This is a genomic window from Pseudomonas sp. fls2-241-TYG-175 (assembly GCF_030209155.1).
Classification (GTDB): domain Bacteria; phylum Pseudomonadota; class Gammaproteobacteria; order Pseudomonadales; family Pseudomonadaceae; genus Aquipseudomonas; species Aquipseudomonas viridiflava.
This window is the reverse complement of record NZ_JARVSO010000022.1, coordinates 45299-61838: the sequence shown is the minus strand read 5'-3', so window position 1 is coordinate 61838 and position 16540 is coordinate 45299. Positions and strand designations below refer to the sequence as shown.

At 58.1% G+C, this 16540-nt stretch carries 20 protein-coding genes; 8 read left to right on the top strand and 12 right to left on the bottom strand.

Features of this window, described 5'->3' with window-relative positions; translation table 11 throughout:
* The 4 genes from QRN20_RS16630 to QRN20_RS16615 form a co-directional block, all read right to left on the bottom strand.
* Positions 1-993, bottom strand: coding sequence for an ABC transporter permease (locus QRN20_RS16630; protein WP_025994989.1), 993 nt, complete (start codon positions 991-993; stop codon positions 1-3).
* A complete protein-coding gene (locus QRN20_RS16625) occupies positions 990-2543 on the bottom strand; it encodes a sugar ABC transporter ATP-binding protein (RefSeq protein ID WP_025994988.1) in 1554 nt (517 codons plus the stop codon). Before QRN20_RS16625 ends, QRN20_RS16630 begins: the two co-directional genes overlap by 4 nt.
* Positions 2544-2597: 54 nt before the next feature.
* Entirely contained in the window at positions 2598-3557 is a 960-nt protein-coding gene (locus tag QRN20_RS16620) for a sugar ABC transporter substrate-binding protein (protein ID WP_058431197.1), read from the bottom strand.
* A 165-nt stretch (positions 3558-3722) separates the two neighbouring features.
* Complete coding sequence (locus QRN20_RS16615) at positions 3723-3947, bottom strand: YgdI/YgdR family lipoprotein (protein ID WP_004886930.1); 225 nt, start codon at positions 3945-3947, stop codon at positions 3723-3725.
* A 192-nt stretch (positions 3948-4139) separates the two neighbouring features.
* Here QRN20_RS16615 and QRN20_RS16610 point away from each other — a divergent pair, with 192 nt between their 5' ends.
* The 5 genes from QRN20_RS16610 (at position 4140) to QRN20_RS16590 (ending at position 7040) form a co-directional block, all read left to right on the top strand.
* A complete protein-coding gene (locus tag QRN20_RS16610; RefSeq protein ID WP_043306431.1) occupies positions 4140-4340 on the top strand; it encodes a DUF1654 domain-containing protein in 201 nt (66 codons plus the stop codon).
* Between the two features lie 267 nt (positions 4341-4607).
* Complete coding sequence (locus QRN20_RS16605) at positions 4608-5105, top strand: PAAR domain-containing protein (RefSeq protein ID WP_029243691.1); 498 nt, start codon at positions 4608-4610, stop codon at positions 5103-5105.
* A gap of 4 nt (positions 5106-5109) precedes the next feature.
* Positions 5110-5838 carry a hypothetical protein gene (locus QRN20_RS16600; protein ID WP_043306430.1) on the top strand — a complete coding sequence of 243 codons (729 nt, stop codon included), beginning with the start codon at positions 5110-5112 and terminating at the stop codon, positions 5836-5838.
* Complete coding sequence (locus QRN20_RS16595) at positions 5835-6389, top strand: hypothetical protein (protein WP_122434018.1); 555 nt, start codon at positions 5835-5837, stop codon at positions 6387-6389. Before QRN20_RS16600 ends, QRN20_RS16595 begins: the two co-directional genes overlap by 4 nt.
* A gap of 408 nt (positions 6390-6797) precedes the next feature.
* Complete coding sequence (locus QRN20_RS16590; RefSeq protein ID WP_029243688.1) at positions 6798-7040, top strand: DUF6555 family protein; 243 nt, start codon at positions 6798-6800, stop codon at positions 7038-7040.
* A gap of 71 nt (positions 7041-7111) precedes the next feature.
* Here the strand turns inward: QRN20_RS16590 and map are convergent, their stop codons facing one another.
* The 5 genes from map to QRN20_RS16565 all read right to left on the bottom strand — a co-directional run bounded on the left by map (position 7112) and on the right by QRN20_RS16565 (position 9927).
* Positions 7112-7903: a type I methionyl aminopeptidase gene (gene map / locus QRN20_RS16585; protein ID WP_004886925.1), complete on the bottom strand. Its 792-nt coding sequence runs from the start codon at positions 7901-7903 to the stop codon at positions 7112-7114.
* Positions 7900-8142 carry a ParD-like family protein gene (locus QRN20_RS16580; protein ID WP_004886923.1) on the bottom strand — a complete coding sequence of 81 codons (243 nt, stop codon included), beginning with the start codon at positions 8140-8142 and terminating at the stop codon, positions 7900-7902. Before QRN20_RS16580 ends, map begins: the two co-directional genes overlap by 4 nt.
* A gap of 76 nt (positions 8143-8218) precedes the next feature.
* The gene (locus QRN20_RS16575; RefSeq protein ID WP_122412561.1) at positions 8219-8545 is read right to left on the bottom strand and encodes a helix-turn-helix domain-containing protein; all 327 of its coding nucleotides are present in this window, start codon (positions 8543-8545) and stop codon (positions 8219-8221) included.
* A 73-nt stretch (positions 8546-8618) separates the two neighbouring features.
* Positions 8619-8816, bottom strand: a complete 198-nt coding sequence (locus tag QRN20_RS16570) for a hypothetical protein (protein WP_029243685.1) — start codon at positions 8814-8816, stop codon at positions 8619-8621.
* A 67-nt stretch (positions 8817-8883) separates the two neighbouring features.
* On the bottom strand, positions 8884-9927 hold the full coding sequence (locus tag QRN20_RS16565) for an Ldh family oxidoreductase (RefSeq protein ID WP_122605116.1): 1044 nt from the start codon (positions 9925-9927) through the stop codon (positions 8884-8886).
* 217 nt (positions 9928-10144) lie between these two features.
* Here QRN20_RS16565 and QRN20_RS16560 point away from each other — a divergent pair, with 217 nt between their 5' ends.
* On the top strand, positions 10145-11176 hold the full coding sequence (locus tag QRN20_RS16560; protein WP_122605114.1) for a FecR family protein: 1032 nt from the start codon (positions 10145-10147) through the stop codon (positions 11174-11176).
* A gap of 217 nt (positions 11177-11393) precedes the next feature.
* Positions 11394-11786 carry a Fe2+/Zn2+ uptake regulation protein gene (locus QRN20_RS16555; protein WP_122605112.1) on the top strand — a complete coding sequence of 131 codons (393 nt, stop codon included), beginning with the start codon at positions 11394-11396 and terminating at the stop codon, positions 11784-11786.
* Between the two features lie 18 nt (positions 11787-11804).
* Here the strand turns inward: QRN20_RS16555 and QRN20_RS16550 are convergent, their stop codons facing one another.
* Positions 11805-11993, bottom strand: a complete 189-nt coding sequence (locus QRN20_RS16550) for a hypothetical protein (protein ID WP_043306424.1) — start codon at positions 11991-11993, stop codon at positions 11805-11807.
* A 253-nt stretch (positions 11994-12246) separates the two neighbouring features.
* On the opposite strand from QRN20_RS16550, the gene QRN20_RS16545 reads away from it, so the two are divergent.
* A complete protein-coding gene (locus QRN20_RS16545) occupies positions 12247-14058 on the top strand; it encodes a monovalent cation:proton antiporter-2 (CPA2) family protein (protein WP_004886912.1) in 1812 nt (603 codons plus the stop codon).
* A gap of 1 nt (position 14059) precedes the next feature.
* On the opposite strand, the gene QRN20_RS16540 is transcribed toward QRN20_RS16545, so the two are convergent.
* Positions 14060-15475 carry an efflux transporter outer membrane subunit gene (locus QRN20_RS16540; protein WP_032664162.1) on the bottom strand — a complete coding sequence of 472 codons (1416 nt, stop codon included), beginning with the start codon at positions 15473-15475 and terminating at the stop codon, positions 14060-14062.
* Positions 15472-16527 carry an HlyD family secretion protein gene (locus tag QRN20_RS16535; RefSeq protein ID WP_080665282.1) on the bottom strand — a complete coding sequence of 352 codons (1056 nt, stop codon included), beginning with the start codon at positions 16525-16527 and terminating at the stop codon, positions 15472-15474. Before QRN20_RS16535 ends, QRN20_RS16540 begins: the two co-directional genes overlap by 4 nt.
* Positions 16528-16540: the final 13 nt, after the last annotated feature.

The following is a 16540-nucleotide window of genomic DNA, read 5'->3' as shown; positions in this document are numbered from 1 at the left end:
TCAGCCCTGTCGCCGCGCCCGGTTGCTGCGGTAGGTGTCCAGCACCACGGCAATCACGATCACAGCGCCGGTGATGATGCGTTTGGTGGGTTCGGTGGCGCCGATCTGCGCCAGGCCTGCGGCCAGTACCGAAATGATCAGCACGCCGAAGAATGTGCTGATGATCGAACCGCGTCCACCCATCAGGCTGGTACCGCCAATGACCACAGCGGCGATCACCTGCAATTCCAGCCCGGCACCGGCATTTGGATCAGCCGCTTCCAGTCGCGAGATCTGGAACAGCGCCGCGACGCCCGCCAGCAGCCCCATCAACGAGAACACCAGGATCTTGTAGGGCTTGGGATTGATGCCTGCCAGACGCACTGCTTCTTCATTGGTGCCGATACCGATCAGGTAGCGACCGAAGACGGTGCGGGTCAGCACAGCCTGAGCGACGATGATCACCAGCAGCGCAATAATGAAAGACGGGGAAATACCGAATGCCACCGGATCGGACAGCCAGGCGAACGAATCACCGATGTAGGCCGTGCGCGAGTCAGTCATCTGGTAAGCCACGCCCCGGGCCATTTCCAGCACGCCCAGCGAGACGATGAATGACGGGATGCGCCATGCGACGGTGATCGAACCGGTGATGGTGCCCGCCAGTGTTGCGCAGGCAATGCCCAGCAACGCGGCCGGAAACACACTCCAGCCCCAGCCCAGAACAGCCACGCTGACCGCGGCTGCAGCCAATGCCAGTACCGAACCCACGGACAGGTCGATGCCGCCGATGATCAGGATCAGGGTCATGCCGACAGACAGCACCATCAGATCAGGAATCTGGTTGGCCAGGGTGCTGAAGGTCTGGTACGACAGGAAATGGTCACTGAGTAGCGAGAACAGGACGATCATCGCCAGCAAGGCGCCCGCCAGTCCCAGGTAAGTGCCCAGGCCGAAATAAGTGCCGCCGCGACGGGCCGGCAGTGTCAGCGTCGGGGATGTGTCGTTTTTCATGGCTCGTTCCTGGGCGCTGCATCGTTGAGCAGCGCATCACGTTTCTGATAACCGGCAAAGGCTGCGGCCAGCAATTGGTCCTGACTCCAGCTGTCGCGTTCGAACGTATCGATCAGGCGACCGGCCGACAGCACGCCGATGCGGTCACAGATCAGCATCAGTTCGCGCAGATCACTGGAAACCACCACCAGCGCCCTGCCCTGACGAGTGAGTTCGCCGAGCAGCGCATAGATGTCGAATTTGGCGCCGACATCGATGCCCCGCGTTGGCTCGTCGAACAACATGACGGGGCAGTCGCGCTCCAGCCAGCGGCCGATCACCACTTTCTGCTGATTGCCGCCGGACAGTTCCGACACCAATTGGGTCGGGCTGGAGCTGCGAATACGCATGGCGTCCACCTGACGCTGTGCGAGCTTGAGCTCGTCAGCGGCATTGACGATGCCTGCGCTGGAAATGGCTTTCATGTTGCCCAGCGCGATGTTGGCGCTGATCGATTGCGACATCAGCAAGCCTTCGCTCTTGCGGTCTTCCGTGATCAAGGCAATGCCATGCTCGACCGCATCGGCGGGCGAACGAATGGTGACGGCCTGCAATGGCTGGCCCACTTCAATCGTGCCACTGTCGGCGATGTCGGCGCCGTAGATCAGGCGCAGCAGCTCGGTCCGCCCCGCCCCGATCAGCCCGGAGATACCGAAGATTTCACCGCGGCGGACATCGAACGAGACGTCCTGGACCTTGCCCTTGCGGTTGAGCGATTTGACCGACAGTGCGACTTCGCCGATCTGCCGGGCGCCCATATCCATGTGTTCGCCCAGTTCGCGCCCCACCATCAGGGTGACCAGTTGCTCGCTGTTGTAACGGGAAATCGGCTCGACGCAAACCAGCTTGCCGTCACGCAACACGGCGATGCGCTGCGACACTCTGGCCAGTTCTTCGAGGCGATGGGAAATGTAGATGATCGAGACGCCACGAGCCTGCAACCGCGTGATCTGCTCGAACAGCATTTCGACTTCACGCGAGGTCAGCATCGCCGTCGGCTCGTCGAGAATCAGCACGTGGCAGTCGCCAGCGAGGTTACGGGCAATTTCCACCATCTGCTGATGCCCGATGCCCAGATCGCCAACCAGCGTGTCCGGGTCAATCGCATCCAGGCCAACCTGGGCCATGGCCTTGATGGCGTTTTCACGCAGGCGCTTACGATCGATCCAGCCCGCGCGGCGTGGCAGATCGTCCAGAAACAGGTTTTCGGCAACGGTCAGGGTTGGCAGCAGGTTCAGCTCCTGCATGACCATACGCACCCCGAGCTTTTCGGCCTGGGTGCGATTGGCTGGCTGGTAGGGCTGCCCCTGAAATTGCATGCTGCCGGTGGTGGGCGTGACCAGCCCGCCGATGATCTTTGACAAGGTGCTTTTTCCGGCACCGTTTTCCCCGGTCAGGGCCAGCACTTCACCGCGCATCAACGTCAGGTCGACATCGCCAAGCACGGGTTGAGCGTAGGTTTTACCAATGCCACTGACCGAAAGAACAGCCGTCTGAGCAGACGCTGACATACATTTCTCCCAGCGCCTGCCCTGTTCGGGCAGACGCCTTTCACTCGGTGTGGATCAAGGTTGGGTAACGAGTTCGACCGGCGTTTCGATAACGCCCTTCTCGTTGGTGTCGACCTTCTCGCCCTTGACGGCCTTGAGTGCCGCTTCGATCCCGAACACGGCCTGCCTGGCAGCGTACTGATCGGCGGTGGCGAGGATTCGACCATCCTTGAGCATCGGCTTGATGGCGTTGATGTTGTCGTAACCCACCACCATCACCTTGCCAGTCTTGCCTGCAGCACGTACGGCAGAAACGGCGCCCAGTGCCATGCTGTCATTGCCGGCCAGCAATGCCTTGAGGTTCGGGTATTCGTTCAGCATGGCGGACGCGACGGCGTTGCCCTTGTCGATTTCCCAGTTGCCGGACTGTACCGACACGACTTTCATCTGCGCCTTGTCCATGGCGTCCTTGAAACCGGCCGTACGCTGCTGGGCATTGGTGGTTGTCGGCACGCCTTCGATGATGCCGACTTCATCGCCTGCCTTCAGCTTGGTCGCCAGATAATCACCGACCTGGGCAGCGCCCTTGCGGTTATCTGGGCCTACGAACGGAATCTGCAGGTTCTTGCTTTTGAGTACGTCGGCGTCGAGCTGGTTATCGATGTTGACGACTTTGATCCCGGCATCGGAGGCTTTCTTCAAGACCGACACCAGCGCTTTCGAGTCGGCAGGCGCAATGACCAGTGCATCGACCTTGGAAACGATCATCTGCTCGACAATGCGAATCTGGCTGGCGGTATCGGACTCATCCTTGATGCCGTTGGAGACGAGATCAAACTCGCTGGCGTGTTCTTTCTGGTAAGCCTTGGCACCGTCTTCCATGGTCCGAAAGAACTCGTTGGCCAGGGATTTCATGACCAGCGCGACTTTAGGCTTTTCAGGGGTCTGGGCGTGTACGGCTGAGAGGGGAACGATTGCCGCAAGGGCAGAAAACATGGCGACAGCGAGCAGGCGTCCAGCGAATGGCAGCTTCATGAGTTCATCTCCGATCTTGTGATTATTGTTCGGGCGAACGACGCAGAATCAATCCGCAGGATCGATGCGCAAACGTTTGCGAGAAGCGAACTATGAAAAATGTCGCAGGGTTTGTCAATCGGGGAAATGAAGTCTGCCCGAAGGATTGCTCCGGGCAGCGCTGTCTCACTCTTCGGGGCGGACAGTGGCCACTTCGTCGGCCTTGATCCGGATGGTTTTGCCCGAAATATCTTCGAACTCATAGAAACCGTCACGGCTCTTGGTCTTTGGCGCATCCTTGGTGATGTATTGCGTTCCGTCCTGCAACGTGACGACCGACGGGGTGGAGCATCCAGACAACATGAGAGAAGCCGCAACCACGGCAGGCAGCACCAGCAATTTGAATTTCATGTTCACTCCTTGGGCCTATACGAATGTGCAGGTGAAACGATACAGGCATCATCAAAGGGCGGAAACATTATCCTGCGTAAGTGTTGCGAAAGATCCGACACTCAAATACTGTACGCACGTACAGCTTATTCAGGGACTTTTTCCGTGGCAAATCAATCCTCAGCAACCTCAGCCCCCGACTCCTATCAGCGCATGGGCATTCGGGTACAGAAGATCATCAACTCGCCGACCGCGCAGAAATCCAGAGCAGCCCTGCTCTTTCGTCTGCAGGACGAATCGGAAGATGACTGGGCTCAACTGCTTGAAGAAATAGCCGAAAACGACAACGTTACCCTCGCCTGGCGTGATGATGGTGGTGTGCAGCTGTTCTGGACGGTGCCGAAGGAAGATTGAGGTCACAAATTGGTGACCGGTCAGGTGTGTTTGCTCAAACGCGACTGTCATTTACCAAGTCACCCGAACTTAAAATCCCAGATGCTACCGGGCTGTCCCCCTTGGTATAAGGGAGTTCTGCTCCAGTCAGATAACATTGCCCTTCGGCTGGCTTGCCCCCCCGCCAAACCAGCCGAGCAGTGTGCTGACTCATGAAAATCCAGTGCCTTCCAGACGCGTACGTTCATCTTTACTATTCACCCTTGAATATCTGAAACGGACGTCCCCATGAGCGGCAAACCTGCGGCGCGTATCACTGACCCCACTGCGTGCCCGATCTCGGGTCACGCTACCAATTCGCTCGCTACCGGCTCGTCCGATGTGATCTTCGAAGGCCTGGGTGCTGCGCGCCTTGGCGACACGTCCGCGTGCGGTAGTCCGATTAACAGTGGAGTCTCTTCTTCAGTGTTCATAAATGGGCTAAATGCTGCCACCGTGGATAGCGTTGGTGCCCATGGCAATATCGTAACGGCTGGCTCGAGCACTATTATAATCGGCGACACTTTCGTGCCTGCGCCTTTCAGTGGGTTGGCGCCAATGCCAGTGCACTTCGACGATAAAATAAGACTCGTCGATGAAACGTCGGGCGAACCTGTTCCACACCATGCCTACGGTATTCAGCGCGCTGATGGCAGTATTGAACACGGGATCAGCGATGCGCAGGGTTACACACATAGAGTGAGCTCGCACCTGGCTGAAAGTATCAAACTATTTTTGGAAGATTGAGAGCATGGAAGCAGAGAAAATAATTTTGCCCAATGGCAACACCGCAAGCTTGGCGACAACGCACACCTTGACAGCAGTGAGCAATTCACAAATCAAGGTCGTACCTGTACCCGCCGCCAAGCCTGTTATATTTTACATCGGCGGCGCCGGAGACCAGCAAAGCTACTATTTTCAAGGCGCATTTCGTAACATCGATGATGTGGACTTGCTGATGTCGAAGAGAATGACAAATGCGCAGCTTTCTGAGAAATATACAAAGTATGTTTGGGGATATGAGAAGGCTCGCGGGGAAAGTGATATCGAAGATCATTTCATCAAGCTTATCCCTGGCAAATCCTCCCCCGTCTATATAGTTGGACACAGTCTCGGTGGATGGAATGGAGCTCACCTCTCCAGGATCCTGTCTGACAAAGGCTATAAAATCGCGCTTCTGATAACCTTGGACCCTGTCGGCAAAGGCTCTCTGGTCTGGCTGGGTTCTGATATCTATTACTCTGAACCAACGCCCGTTGCCGAAATGTGGATCAATATTCGTGCTCACCCAGACAAACCAGATGCGTCAGACCACGTCGCGAACTTCGGAGAGCGATGGAGTGTGGGTCAAGGCCCTAATATCAATGCAACAGTCAATCTGAACCATGCGTTCGCGGGCCATATGATGGTTGCACTGATTGAAGAAAATAAATGTGCTTTGGACTTTCTGTTTGATGCCTACGTGAAAAGTTTAAAATGACCACGCCCCTGAAACTAATGACACTCGTCACCGTGCTCACGTGCAGCGCATGCGCACGCACACCCAACATTCCGACCGCATCATTGACTTTTGCGGGATTCTCCCAACCCGGCGACTCCGTACTTTATGTAAAACTTGAATCGGATCAAAATCTTAGCGAAGTCTTCAATATCTATGAGCAGCAGAATCAAAATACGCCTAAATTCGTGTGCGCCTTGGACCATGATAAGAATTTCGATGTGAATCACACGATTAAAGCGCGGGGAATCGGTCTTCTTGAAGCTGACACCAAGCCCGGCAAAAGCGGGACGTTTTACTTCCGTTCTTCGCTGTCATTCAACACAACCGAAGAAAAAGAGGTACCTGTCCCGATGCCAATCACCTCGGGGGCAGCCTTGGAAAATCTTTTGGCCGGACAAGAAAGCATTCCGTGCCAAGTGTCCGTCACCGCCTACGGATTCAAAGCCTATTACACCGACACGGTGTACATCCCTACCGCAAACTTTGTTACGCACCTGAAAGAAATGAATCACGCTGCCGAGCAGCGCTAGCCAGGCCAAACGTTTATCTCGACCTGCTCCCGCTCTTCGGAAGGCGAGGCGATGACACCTCTGTATTCACACATATAAAGGACCTGCATGGCACATACCATAGGTGGTTGCGCGTGCTACTGCCCCCGACAGCGACACCTTCGTTCGGACAGTCATACACAGCTTTTACACGCGAACAGATATGGCTTTGCGCCACTTGTCGGACAACTGTTCACTTGCAATCGAAACGGTGTAATTTTCGCGCTACCCTTCTGAGACAGCAGTCCGATCAAGGCGACGCGTAGCAGTACACGCCTGTATCGATCTCGAAATGATGTTGCAGCGTCGAAGCAGCCCCGGCTTCGAACTGCCCAGTACCCCACGTACTCATTTTAGGATGGCGTAGTGTCTACGCCTTGCAGGCAGGTAATGATGAATCAAACGGAATTTGAAATTCACTATCGGTTCAAGGGTGAAACCCGGTCCTTTCTTCACCAGACTCTTCAACTTTGCCAGAGCGATGCGCTGCATTGCGCAACGCTGCATGCAGGTGTCGGTACGGTCAGCGATCATGTCGCCGCCGGGCCTGTGAGGCTGGCGACCTTGCAGGCTCAAGGCTTTGGTGTGACAGAGGTGCACTGGAAGCGGCGTACGCAGCCTGAGCAGACCTGAGTCGGCACTGTCGAGACTCACAATAAAAAACGACCTCACCTGGAGGTCGTTTTTTTGGGCTGCAATGCGACTCAGATCGCAGGATAAGAACCTGTGCCCTCGGGCCAGGGCGTCAGCAGCTCGAAACCCGTCGAGGTGACTGCCACCATGTGCTCCCACTGCGCTGAAAGTGACATGTCACTGGTCAATACGGTCCAGCCATCCGGCAATGTGCGGGTGCCCGCCTTGCCTGCGTTGATCATCGGCTCGATGGTGAAGACCATGCCTTCCTTGAGTTTCAGGCCTTTGCCCTGCGTACCGTAATGCAGCACCTGAGGCTCTTCATGGTATTTGCGTCCAATGCCGTGCCCGCAGTACTCGCGCACCACGCTGAAACCTTCGCGATGGGCAACGCTCTGGATCGCATATCCAATGTCGCCCAACGTCGCACCCGGACGCACCGCGTGAATGCCTGCACGGGTTGCTTCGTAGGTGGTTTCGACCAGACGCCGGGCCAGCGGACTGACCTCGCCGACCAGATACATGCGACTGGTATCGCCGTACCAGCCATCCTTGATGACGGCCACATCAATGTTGACGATGTCGCCTTCCTTGAGGATGTCCGATGCCGACGGAATGCCATGGCAGACCACCGCATTCGGGGAAATGCAGGTTGTCTTGGTAAAGCCGTGATACCCGACGTTGGCCGGAATCACCTTGAGCTCCTTGACGATGTACTCGTTGCAAATGTCGTCCAGTGCTTCGGTACTCACGCCTGCCTTGACGTAAGGCGTGATCATCGCGAGCACGTCAGCCGCGAGCCTGCCGGCGATGCGCAACTGAACCAGATCCTGCTCGGTCTTGAGACTGATGCCGCCGCTCATGAGGCCGCCTTCGACAGTTCGGTCAGCTTGAAGGATTGAGTCGACAGCACAGTACCGTCAGCGTCTTCGAGACGAATCAGCATCTGACAGATTTCGCTGTAGTCCAACGTTGGATGCAGCTCTGCGAGCATGCCGATGCGCATCCAGTGCTCCGCCTGAGCATTTATGGAACGACTCAACGCAACACTGGCGCAACGCAGATCCGCGTGCATGTGTTCGGAAATTTTGACTAGGCCCATGGTTCACCTCACTTTGAATATACGAAGCATATACGTTTCGTATATTCACAAGCAACAGAAGTGGCGTGTCAGGTGATCAGTCGAGACGCTTGCACAACGATAACGCCAGCTGGCTGATCGCGCTCTGGTCGACGCAGCTCAGTGATCTGAAGCGCAGGATGATGTCTTTTTCGGCAGTCGAGAGTGAGTCAATGCAGACCGGTAATCTTTTACCGCACAGCACATAAAGCACGTCGACTCCTTTCTCGCTCAGCGCCACCAGATAAGTGGAACGCGGCATGCGCTTACCGTTTTCGTATTTGCCCTGGGCATTGGCCTCGACACCACCAATGGCGGCAAATCTGTGTTGCGATAGCCCCAATGCCTGGCGCTCTTCTTTCAGTCGCGAGCCGAAATCTTTCATATGGATGCACCTGAGGCGGAATTGCATCCATCACGATACGCTGCATCCATTAATCATGTTGAGTTATCGGGCTTTATTCACTCGCGCGGTTTTCACGATAGTCACCACCTGCCTGAGCAGCCGCGACGACCATGGAAACCTGCGCCTCGTACGCATTGAACTGGCGCAGTGCTGCGGCCAGAGCCAGAAAATCTTCACGCTGCATTTCGTTGACCGACGTACCGGTGCGAAGCTGATGGGCAACCGGGCTATGCGCTGACTTCAGGGACATGGAACACCTCTTTTTCTTTACTGGTTATGCATACAGTATTTAGATCCAGAGGCTAATACAAGCCCGGTTACGACGAATGGTCATTCTCTGCCAGTGCCTGCAGGCGCATCACATCGCTGGCGTTCATTTCGATGCCATTCGCCATCGATCTGGCTCGCTCGGCGTAGCGACGATCACCCGGCATACGCGCCTGACCGACACCATGAAGCTGCTGCACAAGCACCTCGCTGCGTTGCGCAAAGGACTGGCCACTGCCCTTGTCGGGATCGATGACAATCAGCAACTGGCCGGTCCAGGGCGTTTGCGCACCGGGATGCTTCGACCAGTCGAACTCGAACGAAAAGTTTCCGCCGGTCAAACCTGCCGCCAGCAGTTCGACCATCATCGACAATGCCGAACCCTTGTGCCCGCCAAACGGCAGCAGCGCCCCGCCATCCAGAATCGCCTTGGGGTCACAGGTCGCCTGTCCCTCCCGATCCACCCCCATCCCTTCGGGTAACAGACGGCCTTCGCGCGCTGCGATCTGCACATCGCCATGGGCCATGGCGCTGGTCGCCAGATCGAAAACCAATGGCGTCGACCCATGGCGAGGCGCCGCGAACGCGATGGGGTTGGTTCCGAACAACGGCTTCTTCGCACCGTGCGGCACAACGCAGGTCATGCTGTTGACCATGCTCAGGGCCACCAGCCCCTGCTCGGCGAACGGCTCGACGTCCGGCCACAGCGCCGCAAAATGATGGGAGTTTCGGATGGCCAGAATCGCAATACCTGCGCTGCGCGCCTTGTCGATCAGCAACGGCCGCGCCGCCGCGAGCGCGGGCTGGGCAAAGCCGTTGGCCGCGTCGACCCTCACGAATGCAGATGCGACATCCTCCACAACCGGCACCGCCTTGCCGTCCACCCAACCGCTGGCCAGCGAAGAAAGATACCCCGGAATGCGAAAGATGCCGTGACTGTGCGAACCGTCCCGCTGGGCGCTGGCGCAGTTTTCAGCAAGAACAGTCGCCACATCCATCGACGTGCCATGGGCCAGAAAGATTCGTTGCAACAGCTCGGTCAGTTGCGCAAGGGAAAGGGTTCGGGTCGAGTCATCAGGGTGAGCGGCGTGCATCTGGAACTCCGGATCATGACGGTCAGGGCAGGCATTGGGTTGCGATCAAGAGTAGCGCCAAGCGCATTCCAGAAACACTCCCGCAGCCCGATACATCAATGAGAGCAGATCACATTCACGAAGAATTAAGCCGGGATTGATACATCGTAACGGTCCAATGTTCTCTCCCTCTCCTGTCCGGGGGTAGAATGCGCCAGCGGTCAGTAACGGAGAGCCCATGAACGAACCCAGCCTCAGCGAAGCAGAATACGAGCAGATCACCGATGCCGCCGCGCACTGGTGCATGCGACTGCACGCTGACGACTGCTCGCCTGCCGAGCGGAAACTGTTCGATCAGTGGCTCAAGGCTCATCCGCTGCACGCGACCGAGTTCGAGGCAATGCGCGATATATGGGAGATGTCGGGACAGCTGGAACCCGTCAATCCGCCGCCCTCGCCCGTCGTATCGAGCGCAGCTGCAGTGCCTGGTGTCTTGCCAAGACGCAGACGCAACTGGCGTCCTCTCGCCGTGGCTGCAACCGTTGCCGCACTGGCTGTACCGGTGGCTGGCTACATCGGCTGGAACCAGGGACTGATTCCCAACGCTTACGAAACCTACATCACGACCAATGCTACTCGTCTCATCACCATGGACGATGGCAGCCGCGTGGAAATGGACCTGGGCACAGAACTGACCTACGCCAATTACAAGGACCGCCGCAGCGTGACCTTGAAAAAAGGCGAGGCGTTCTTCGAAGTCAGCCATGACCTCACCCACCCTTTCGTCGTGGACGCCGGCGCAGGAAGCATCAAGGTGACCGGCACGCGCTTCAATGTGTGGACCTATCAGGATCAGGTTCGGGTAACGCTGGTCGAGGGGTCGGTACAGGTCAGCAGCGATCGCTCGCAACCGGACTTCAGCGATCACCTGGACCCCGGTATGCAAGCCACTTACAAAACCGGTGATAACCGCCCCGGCATCAGTCATGTCGCCGCCGACGACACCAGTCTGGCGTGGCGCAACGGCAAGCTGATCTTCAATGATCTGCCGTTGAGCCAGGCATTGCCGATGATCAACCGTTACCTGCAGACGCCGATCCTGCTGGCGGACAATGCCACCGGTGCGATTCGTCTTGGCGGCACTTACAACACCCGAGACATCTCGGGCCTGCTCACGTCACTGCCCAAGGTATTGCCGGTTTATGTGACGCAGAACCAGAACGGAAATCCGGTCCTGAACACACGTGGCACCAACTCACCCAAAGGCTGACTCATGTCCAGAGACGGCGCTGATCTTACATCCTGAAACATCCCTTGCGCCTGAAGTCATCCGTGCTCGACGCCGCTGTTTTCGCGACTTTGTACGCAGGTAATCCGGCTCGTCGTGCAACTCTCTGCTATTTTTTTGGGTTCGCACCTGAGGTTTTGCGCCGCTCGTTCGTCTTATAGATGAGATTTTGTTTAAAAGCCTGAAAAGGAATTTGCGCATGTTCAATCGTCAAGGAACAACGACCCGTACGATGCTCAGGCAGACGGCCATTTCTGCGCAGGCGCAGACCCAGGTCCAATCGCCTGCGGCAGAGATCGAGCGTCCGGGCAATGATCACATCCGGCTGCTGCTCAGGAGCTTCGGTCTGCGCACCAGCCTGGTCAGACTCAAGGTGCTGGATGCACTGCTGGTGTCGAACGAAAGCGGTCAGTCGCTCGGCGTGCGAGGCGTGCACAGTCAACTGCTCAGGCTGGACGTGCCGTTGTCATTCCTCAGCGTACGCGAGGTGCTCAAGCGTCTTTGCGATGAAGGCGTCATCCATCTCAACGAGGACAAGACCTACAGTCTGCATCCTCGTGCCATGGAATGGCTGGGCGAATCGAGCAGGTAATCCGACGCTCCGTGAAACTCAGCGCCTGACCTTGCGGCGCATGATCCCGTTGAGCACCACCACCAGCACAGCAACGCCGATGGCGATGTACTGGAAGGTCTTCTCGCTGATCACACCGCTGTTCTGCAGGTGCGAGAGGCCCAGCATGATCGCCAGCACACTCAGAGCGATCAGAATCGAGTAAATCAAACGCTGCTTGTTGGTCATTTCGGTTTTCCTGATTACGTCATGAACGGCATCGGCTCTGCGCAAATGCGCGGACATCTTACGCTGATGCATGACCGATGGCATGGACGGAATACGTCCCGGCGACTCACCGCCTCCCCTTTCTATGATCCTGCGTGCAAACATCAATGCGATTGATGTTCGTCATGCCGGATTCGGCGTTGCCGTGAAAAACTCACGTGGTTTAATGCGGACCTGTTTCAAATCGTTTCCTGTCATTGCCAAGGAGTTTCACATGCCCCATGAAGGCAGCCTTCTGCAGGCCGCAGTGGTATTTCTATTCGCCGCCGTCATCGCCGTGCCATTGGCCAAGCGCCTGAAGCTGGGTGCCGTGATCGGTTATCTGGCCGCTGGCGTCGTGATCGGCCCATCGGTGCTGGGGTTGATAGGAGATACGGAGAGTGTCAGTCACATCTCGGAACTCGGGGTGGTATTACTGCTGTTCATTATTGGTCTTGAGTTGTCGCCAAAGCGTTTATGGGTGATGCGCAAGGCAGTGTTCGGCGTGGGCACGGCGCAGGTGTTGCTGACCGGCCTGGTCATCGGCGCAGTTGCCCTGGTTGCGTTCGGACAATCGATGAACACCGCGATTGTGCTGGGCCTTGGTCTGGCGTTGTCCTCCACGGCTTTCGGCCTGCAGAGTCTGGCCGAGCGTAAGGAACTGAACAGCCCGCATGGGCGTACGGCGTTCGCCATTCTGCTGTTTCAGGACATTGCAGCCATTCCGCTGATCGCGCTGGTGCCATTTCTGGCCGGCGGGGACCATGCGACCAGCACCCAGGAAAGCATCAACCATGGTCTGCGCGTACTGGGCAGCATCGCCATCGTGGTCGTGGGCGGACGTTATCTGCTGCGCCCGGTGTTTCGCATCGTGGCCAAGACCCGCATTCAGGAAGTGTCGACCGCTACCGCGCTGCTGGTGGTGATTGGTACGGCGTGGCTGATGGAACTGGTCGGTGTGTCCATGGCGTTGGGCGCTTTTCTGGCAGGCCTGCTGCTCGCCGACTCCGAATACCGGCACGAGCTGGAAGCCCAGATCGAACCGTTCAAAGGCTTGCTGCTGGGGCTGTTCTTCATCAGTGTCGGCATGGGCGCCAACATCGGCCTGCTGTTCAGCGCGCCACTGGTGGTGCTTGGCCTCACGGTGTTGCTGGTCGCAATCAAGTTGCCGCTGTTGTTCATCATTGGCCGCACCGCAGGTGGCCTGAGCAAGCGCAGCGCACTGCGCCTGGGTCTGGTGCTGGCAGCGGGCGGTGAGTTCGCCTTCGTGGTGTTCAAGATCGGCAGCGCTCAGGGGCTGTTCGAAGCAGGCCTCTATGACATGCTGGTACTGACCATCACCCTGTCGATGGCGATCACCCCGCTCTTGTTCATCGCATTGGCGCGCTGGATCAAGCCCAAGGCCAAAGTGGTGGAAGTACCGGAAGAGTACCGCGACATCCAGACCGACAAGCCGCGCGTGGTCATCGCCGGCATGGGCCGGATGGGCCAGATCGTTGCGCGTATCCTGCGTGCGCAGAAAATCCCGTTCATTGCCCTGGACACTGCAGTGGAGTCCATCGAATTCTCTCGCAGCTTCGGCAACGTGCCAGTGTTCTACGGCGACCCGTTGCGTCCGGAAATCCTCAGAGCAGCCAAGGTGCAGGACGCCGAGTTTTTCATCATTGCCACCGATGACCCGGACATCAACATCAAGACGGCCGAACTGATCAACAAGCTGTATCCGCACATGAAGATCATCGCTCGTGCCCGCAACCGTCAGCACGTTCACAAGCTGATGGATGCCGGTGCACATGCAGTGCGTGAGACCTTCTACTCAAGCCTTGAAATGTCGCGACAGACCCTGCTGGGGCTGGGCTTGAGCGAAGCGCAGGCCGATGCGCGCATCAGTCGTTTCAAGCGTCACGATGAACAGGTGCTCGCCGCGCAGCACGAGATCTACGACGACGAAGCAAAAGTGCTGCAAACAGCCCGCGAGGCCAGGGTCGAGCTGGCCCAGTTGTTCGAGGCCGACCGGCTCGACGAAGAAGAGGCCGCAAAAGCCTGAGCTACCAGCCACCGCCCAGCGCGCTGTACAGCCCGACCAGCGCCTGGGCTTGAGTGGTTGAACTCTGGACCCACTGTTCCTCGATATCCAACAGGGTGCGCTGCACCGTGAGGACGTTGAGGAAGTCCACCACACCTTCTGTGTATTGCCGCTTGGCGGTATCCAGCGCGATACGGTTCTGGCGCACCGCCTCGTCCAGTTTGCGCTGCTGAAGCTGGCTGGCGTTGTAGAGACTCATGCTGTCGTCGATTTCCTGCCACGCACGCAACACGGTCTGCTGATACGCCAGGGCTGTTTCCTGCTCCTGGGCTTCGCGCAAACGCAACATGCCGCGCAGCCGACCGCCTTCGAAGATCGGCAGGCTCAGTTGTGGGCCGATGCCGAACTGGCGTGAGCCCCAACTGCCGAGGTCAGACAGCTGCAGGGCCTGAAATCCGACATTGCCTGACAGCACGATGCGTGGATAGAAATCGCCTTGTGCGACACCAATGCTCGCGGTTGCCGCATGCAGCCGCGCTTCGGCACGGCGAATGTCCGGGCGGCGCTGCGCCAGCTCGGAAGGCAGGCCGACGGGTACAGTGGCGGGCACGGCACCCATTTCCACGGATTTCTCCAGCTCGCTCTGCAAGGCTCTGGGCGATTGCGCCAGCAACAGGCTCAATGCATTGATCAGCCTGGCCTGTCGCTGCTCAAGTACTGGAAGACGGGACTCGACCGCCGATACCTGCGCAGCGGCTTCAGCCACATCCAGATTGGTCGCCACCCCACTGCCCTGCCTGACCTTCGAAAGCTCCAGGCTGTTGCGGGACAATTGCAGGTTTTGCCGGGTCACGGCGAGGACCGACTGGGTGCCCCGCAGCTGCAGATAGTCCCTGGCTACTTCCGCCTGAAGCGACAGCAAGGCTGCGCGCCGGTCATTGTCTGCAACGTCTACGTTGGCGTCTGCAGCCTCGACTTCGCGCTTGACCCGCCCCCACAGATCCACTTCCCAGCTGGCATTGATGCCGCCGTCCCACTGGCTGAACGCCGCCCTGCCCTCGTTGCCTGATGGGTCGTTCAACCCTTCGGCGCTGTTGCGTTTGCGCTGGTAACCCAGCTTGCCATCCACACTGGGCACTTGCTCGCCGGCGATCACCTGACGCGCCGCCCGGCTTTGCGCCAGTCGCGCCTCCGCCATTTTCAGATCAAGGTTGGAAGCCGCCGCCCGATCAACCAATGATGACAACTGGGGATCACGGAATATCTCCCACCATCGAGCGCTATAAGGGGTGGTATTAATTTGACTGACGGCCTGTTCTCCCTGAATGGGCAACCATTGCACGTCGCTGGTTTGCGGGCGCTGGAAATCCTGTCCGACCTGGCAGCCCGACAGACTCGCCAACAGCACCAGGCTGCTCGCAGCAGCGATGCGGTTCACAAGGCACCCACTTGCTGTTCAGCGGATGGGGATTGCGTGTCGATACTGGCGTCCACCGACATCCCGACCCTCAACCTTGCCGCAAGCGGTTGTCCCGGATCGAGGACGATCTTCACTGGAATGCGCTGCACGACCTTGGTGAAATTACCGGTGGCGTTGTCGGGCCGCACGGCAGCGAAAGTCACGCCGGTGGCAGGGGCAATACTCTGTACGTGAGCCTTGAGGACTTCATCGGGATAGGTGTCAACACGCACCTCGACTGATTGCCCTACGCTCACATGGGTCAGTTGGGTTTCCTGAAAGTTGCCCACCACGTAGGCGTCGGCGAGCGGCACCACTGACAGCAACTTGCTGCCGGGATTGACGTAGTTACCGACGCGCACCGCCCGCTCACCCACGACACCGTCAATGGGCGCAACGATGTGCGTGTAGGACACCTGCAACTGCGCCTGATCACGCGCGGCCCGTGCATGCTTGAGGCCCGCTTCGGCGCTGTGCTGGCGAGCCGTCAGGATGTCGACCTGCTTGCGCTCGGCCACCAGTGACGCACTGGCACTGGCGTGGTTGGCATTGGCTGTGTCGATCCGGTTGCGCGCCTGCTGCGCGTTCTGCACGGTGCCGGCACCTGCACCTGCCAGATGCTCGTAACGGTCGCGTTCCTGCTCGGCAAAGCGCACCGCTGCCGTACTGGCGGTCAACGCGGCCCTGGCCTGATCGATCACCGCAGTCTGACGCTGCAGTAACGCGGTGACCTGCTCCAGCTCCGCCGCTGCGGTCGCTACACCCGCCTCTGCCGAAGCCAGCGCCGTCTGCACATCGCGATCATCAATTACCGCCAGTAATTGCCCTGCCTTGACCGGCTGGTTGTCTTCCACCAGCACCTGGCTGATGAAACCCGACACTTTGGGCGCGACCACCGAATAATCGGCGGTGATGAATGCGTCATTGGTGGCCTGGCGCGTGCTGTCACCGGTCAGTGTGTAGATGCCCAGACCGGCGAGCACGATGGCCGCGCCACACAGGGCCAGGGTCTGTTTTGAAGTCATGCTCATGAAAAAGGTCTCG

Coding starts and splice junctions, on each gene's coding strand:
- QRN20_RS16535 (WP_080665282.1), bottom strand. CDS start 16,527: ATGAGCATGACTTCAAAACAGACCCTGGCCCTGTGTGGCGCGGCCATC.
- QRN20_RS16625 (WP_025994988.1), bottom strand. CDS start 2,543: ATGTCAGCGTCTGCTCAGACGGCTGTTCTTTCGGTCAGTGGCATTGGT.
- QRN20_RS16620 (WP_058431197.1), bottom strand. CDS start 3,557: ATGAAGCTGCCATTCGCTGGACGCCTGCTCGCTGTCGCCATGTTTTCT.
- QRN20_RS16590 (WP_029243688.1), top strand. CDS start 6,798: ATGATGAATCAAACGGAATTTGAAATTCACTATCGGTTCAAGGGTGAA.
- QRN20_RS16550 (WP_043306424.1), bottom strand. CDS start 11,993: ATGACCAACAAGCAGCGTTTGATTTACTCGATTCTGATCGCTCTGAGT.
- QRN20_RS16545 (WP_004886912.1), top strand. CDS start 12,247: ATGCCCCATGAAGGCAGCCTTCTGCAGGCCGCAGTGGTATTTCTATTC.
- QRN20_RS16560 (WP_122605114.1), top strand. CDS start 10,145: ATGAACGAACCCAGCCTCAGCGAAGCAGAATACGAGCAGATCACCGAT.
- QRN20_RS16565 (WP_122605116.1), bottom strand. CDS start 9,927: ATGCACGCCGCTCACCCTGATGACTCGACCCGAACCCTTTCCCTTGCG.
- QRN20_RS16570 (WP_029243685.1), bottom strand. CDS start 8,816: ATGTCCCTGAAGTCAGCGCATAGCCCGGTTGCCCATCAGCTTCGCACC.
- QRN20_RS16600 (WP_043306430.1), top strand. CDS start 5,110: ATGGAAGCAGAGAAAATAATTTTGCCCAATGGCAACACCGCAAGCTTG.
- QRN20_RS16555 (WP_122605112.1), top strand. CDS start 11,394: ATGTTCAATCGTCAAGGAACAACGACCCGTACGATGCTCAGGCAGACG.
- map (WP_004886925.1), bottom strand. CDS start 7,903: ATGAGCGGCGGCATCAGTCTCAAGACCGAGCAGGATCTGGTTCAGTTG.
- QRN20_RS16595 (WP_122434018.1), top strand. CDS start 5,835: ATGACCACGCCCCTGAAACTAATGACACTCGTCACCGTGCTCACGTGC.
- QRN20_RS16605 (WP_029243691.1), top strand. CDS start 4,608: ATGAGCGGCAAACCTGCGGCGCGTATCACTGACCCCACTGCGTGCCCG.
- QRN20_RS16575 (WP_122412561.1), bottom strand. CDS start 8,545: ATGAAAGATTTCGGCTCGCGACTGAAAGAAGAGCGCCAGGCATTGGGG.
- QRN20_RS16630 (WP_025994989.1), bottom strand. CDS start 993: ATGAAAAACGACACATCCCCGACGCTGACACTGCCGGCCCGTCGCGGC.
- QRN20_RS16615 (WP_004886930.1), bottom strand. CDS start 3,947: ATGAAATTCAAATTGCTGGTGCTGCCTGCCGTGGTTGCGGCTTCTCTC.
- QRN20_RS16610 (WP_043306431.1), top strand. CDS start 4,140: ATGGGCATTCGGGTACAGAAGATCATCAACTCGCCGACCGCGCAGAAA.
- QRN20_RS16580 (WP_004886923.1), bottom strand. CDS start 8,142: ATGGGCCTAGTCAAAATTTCCGAACACATGCACGCGGATCTGCGTTGC.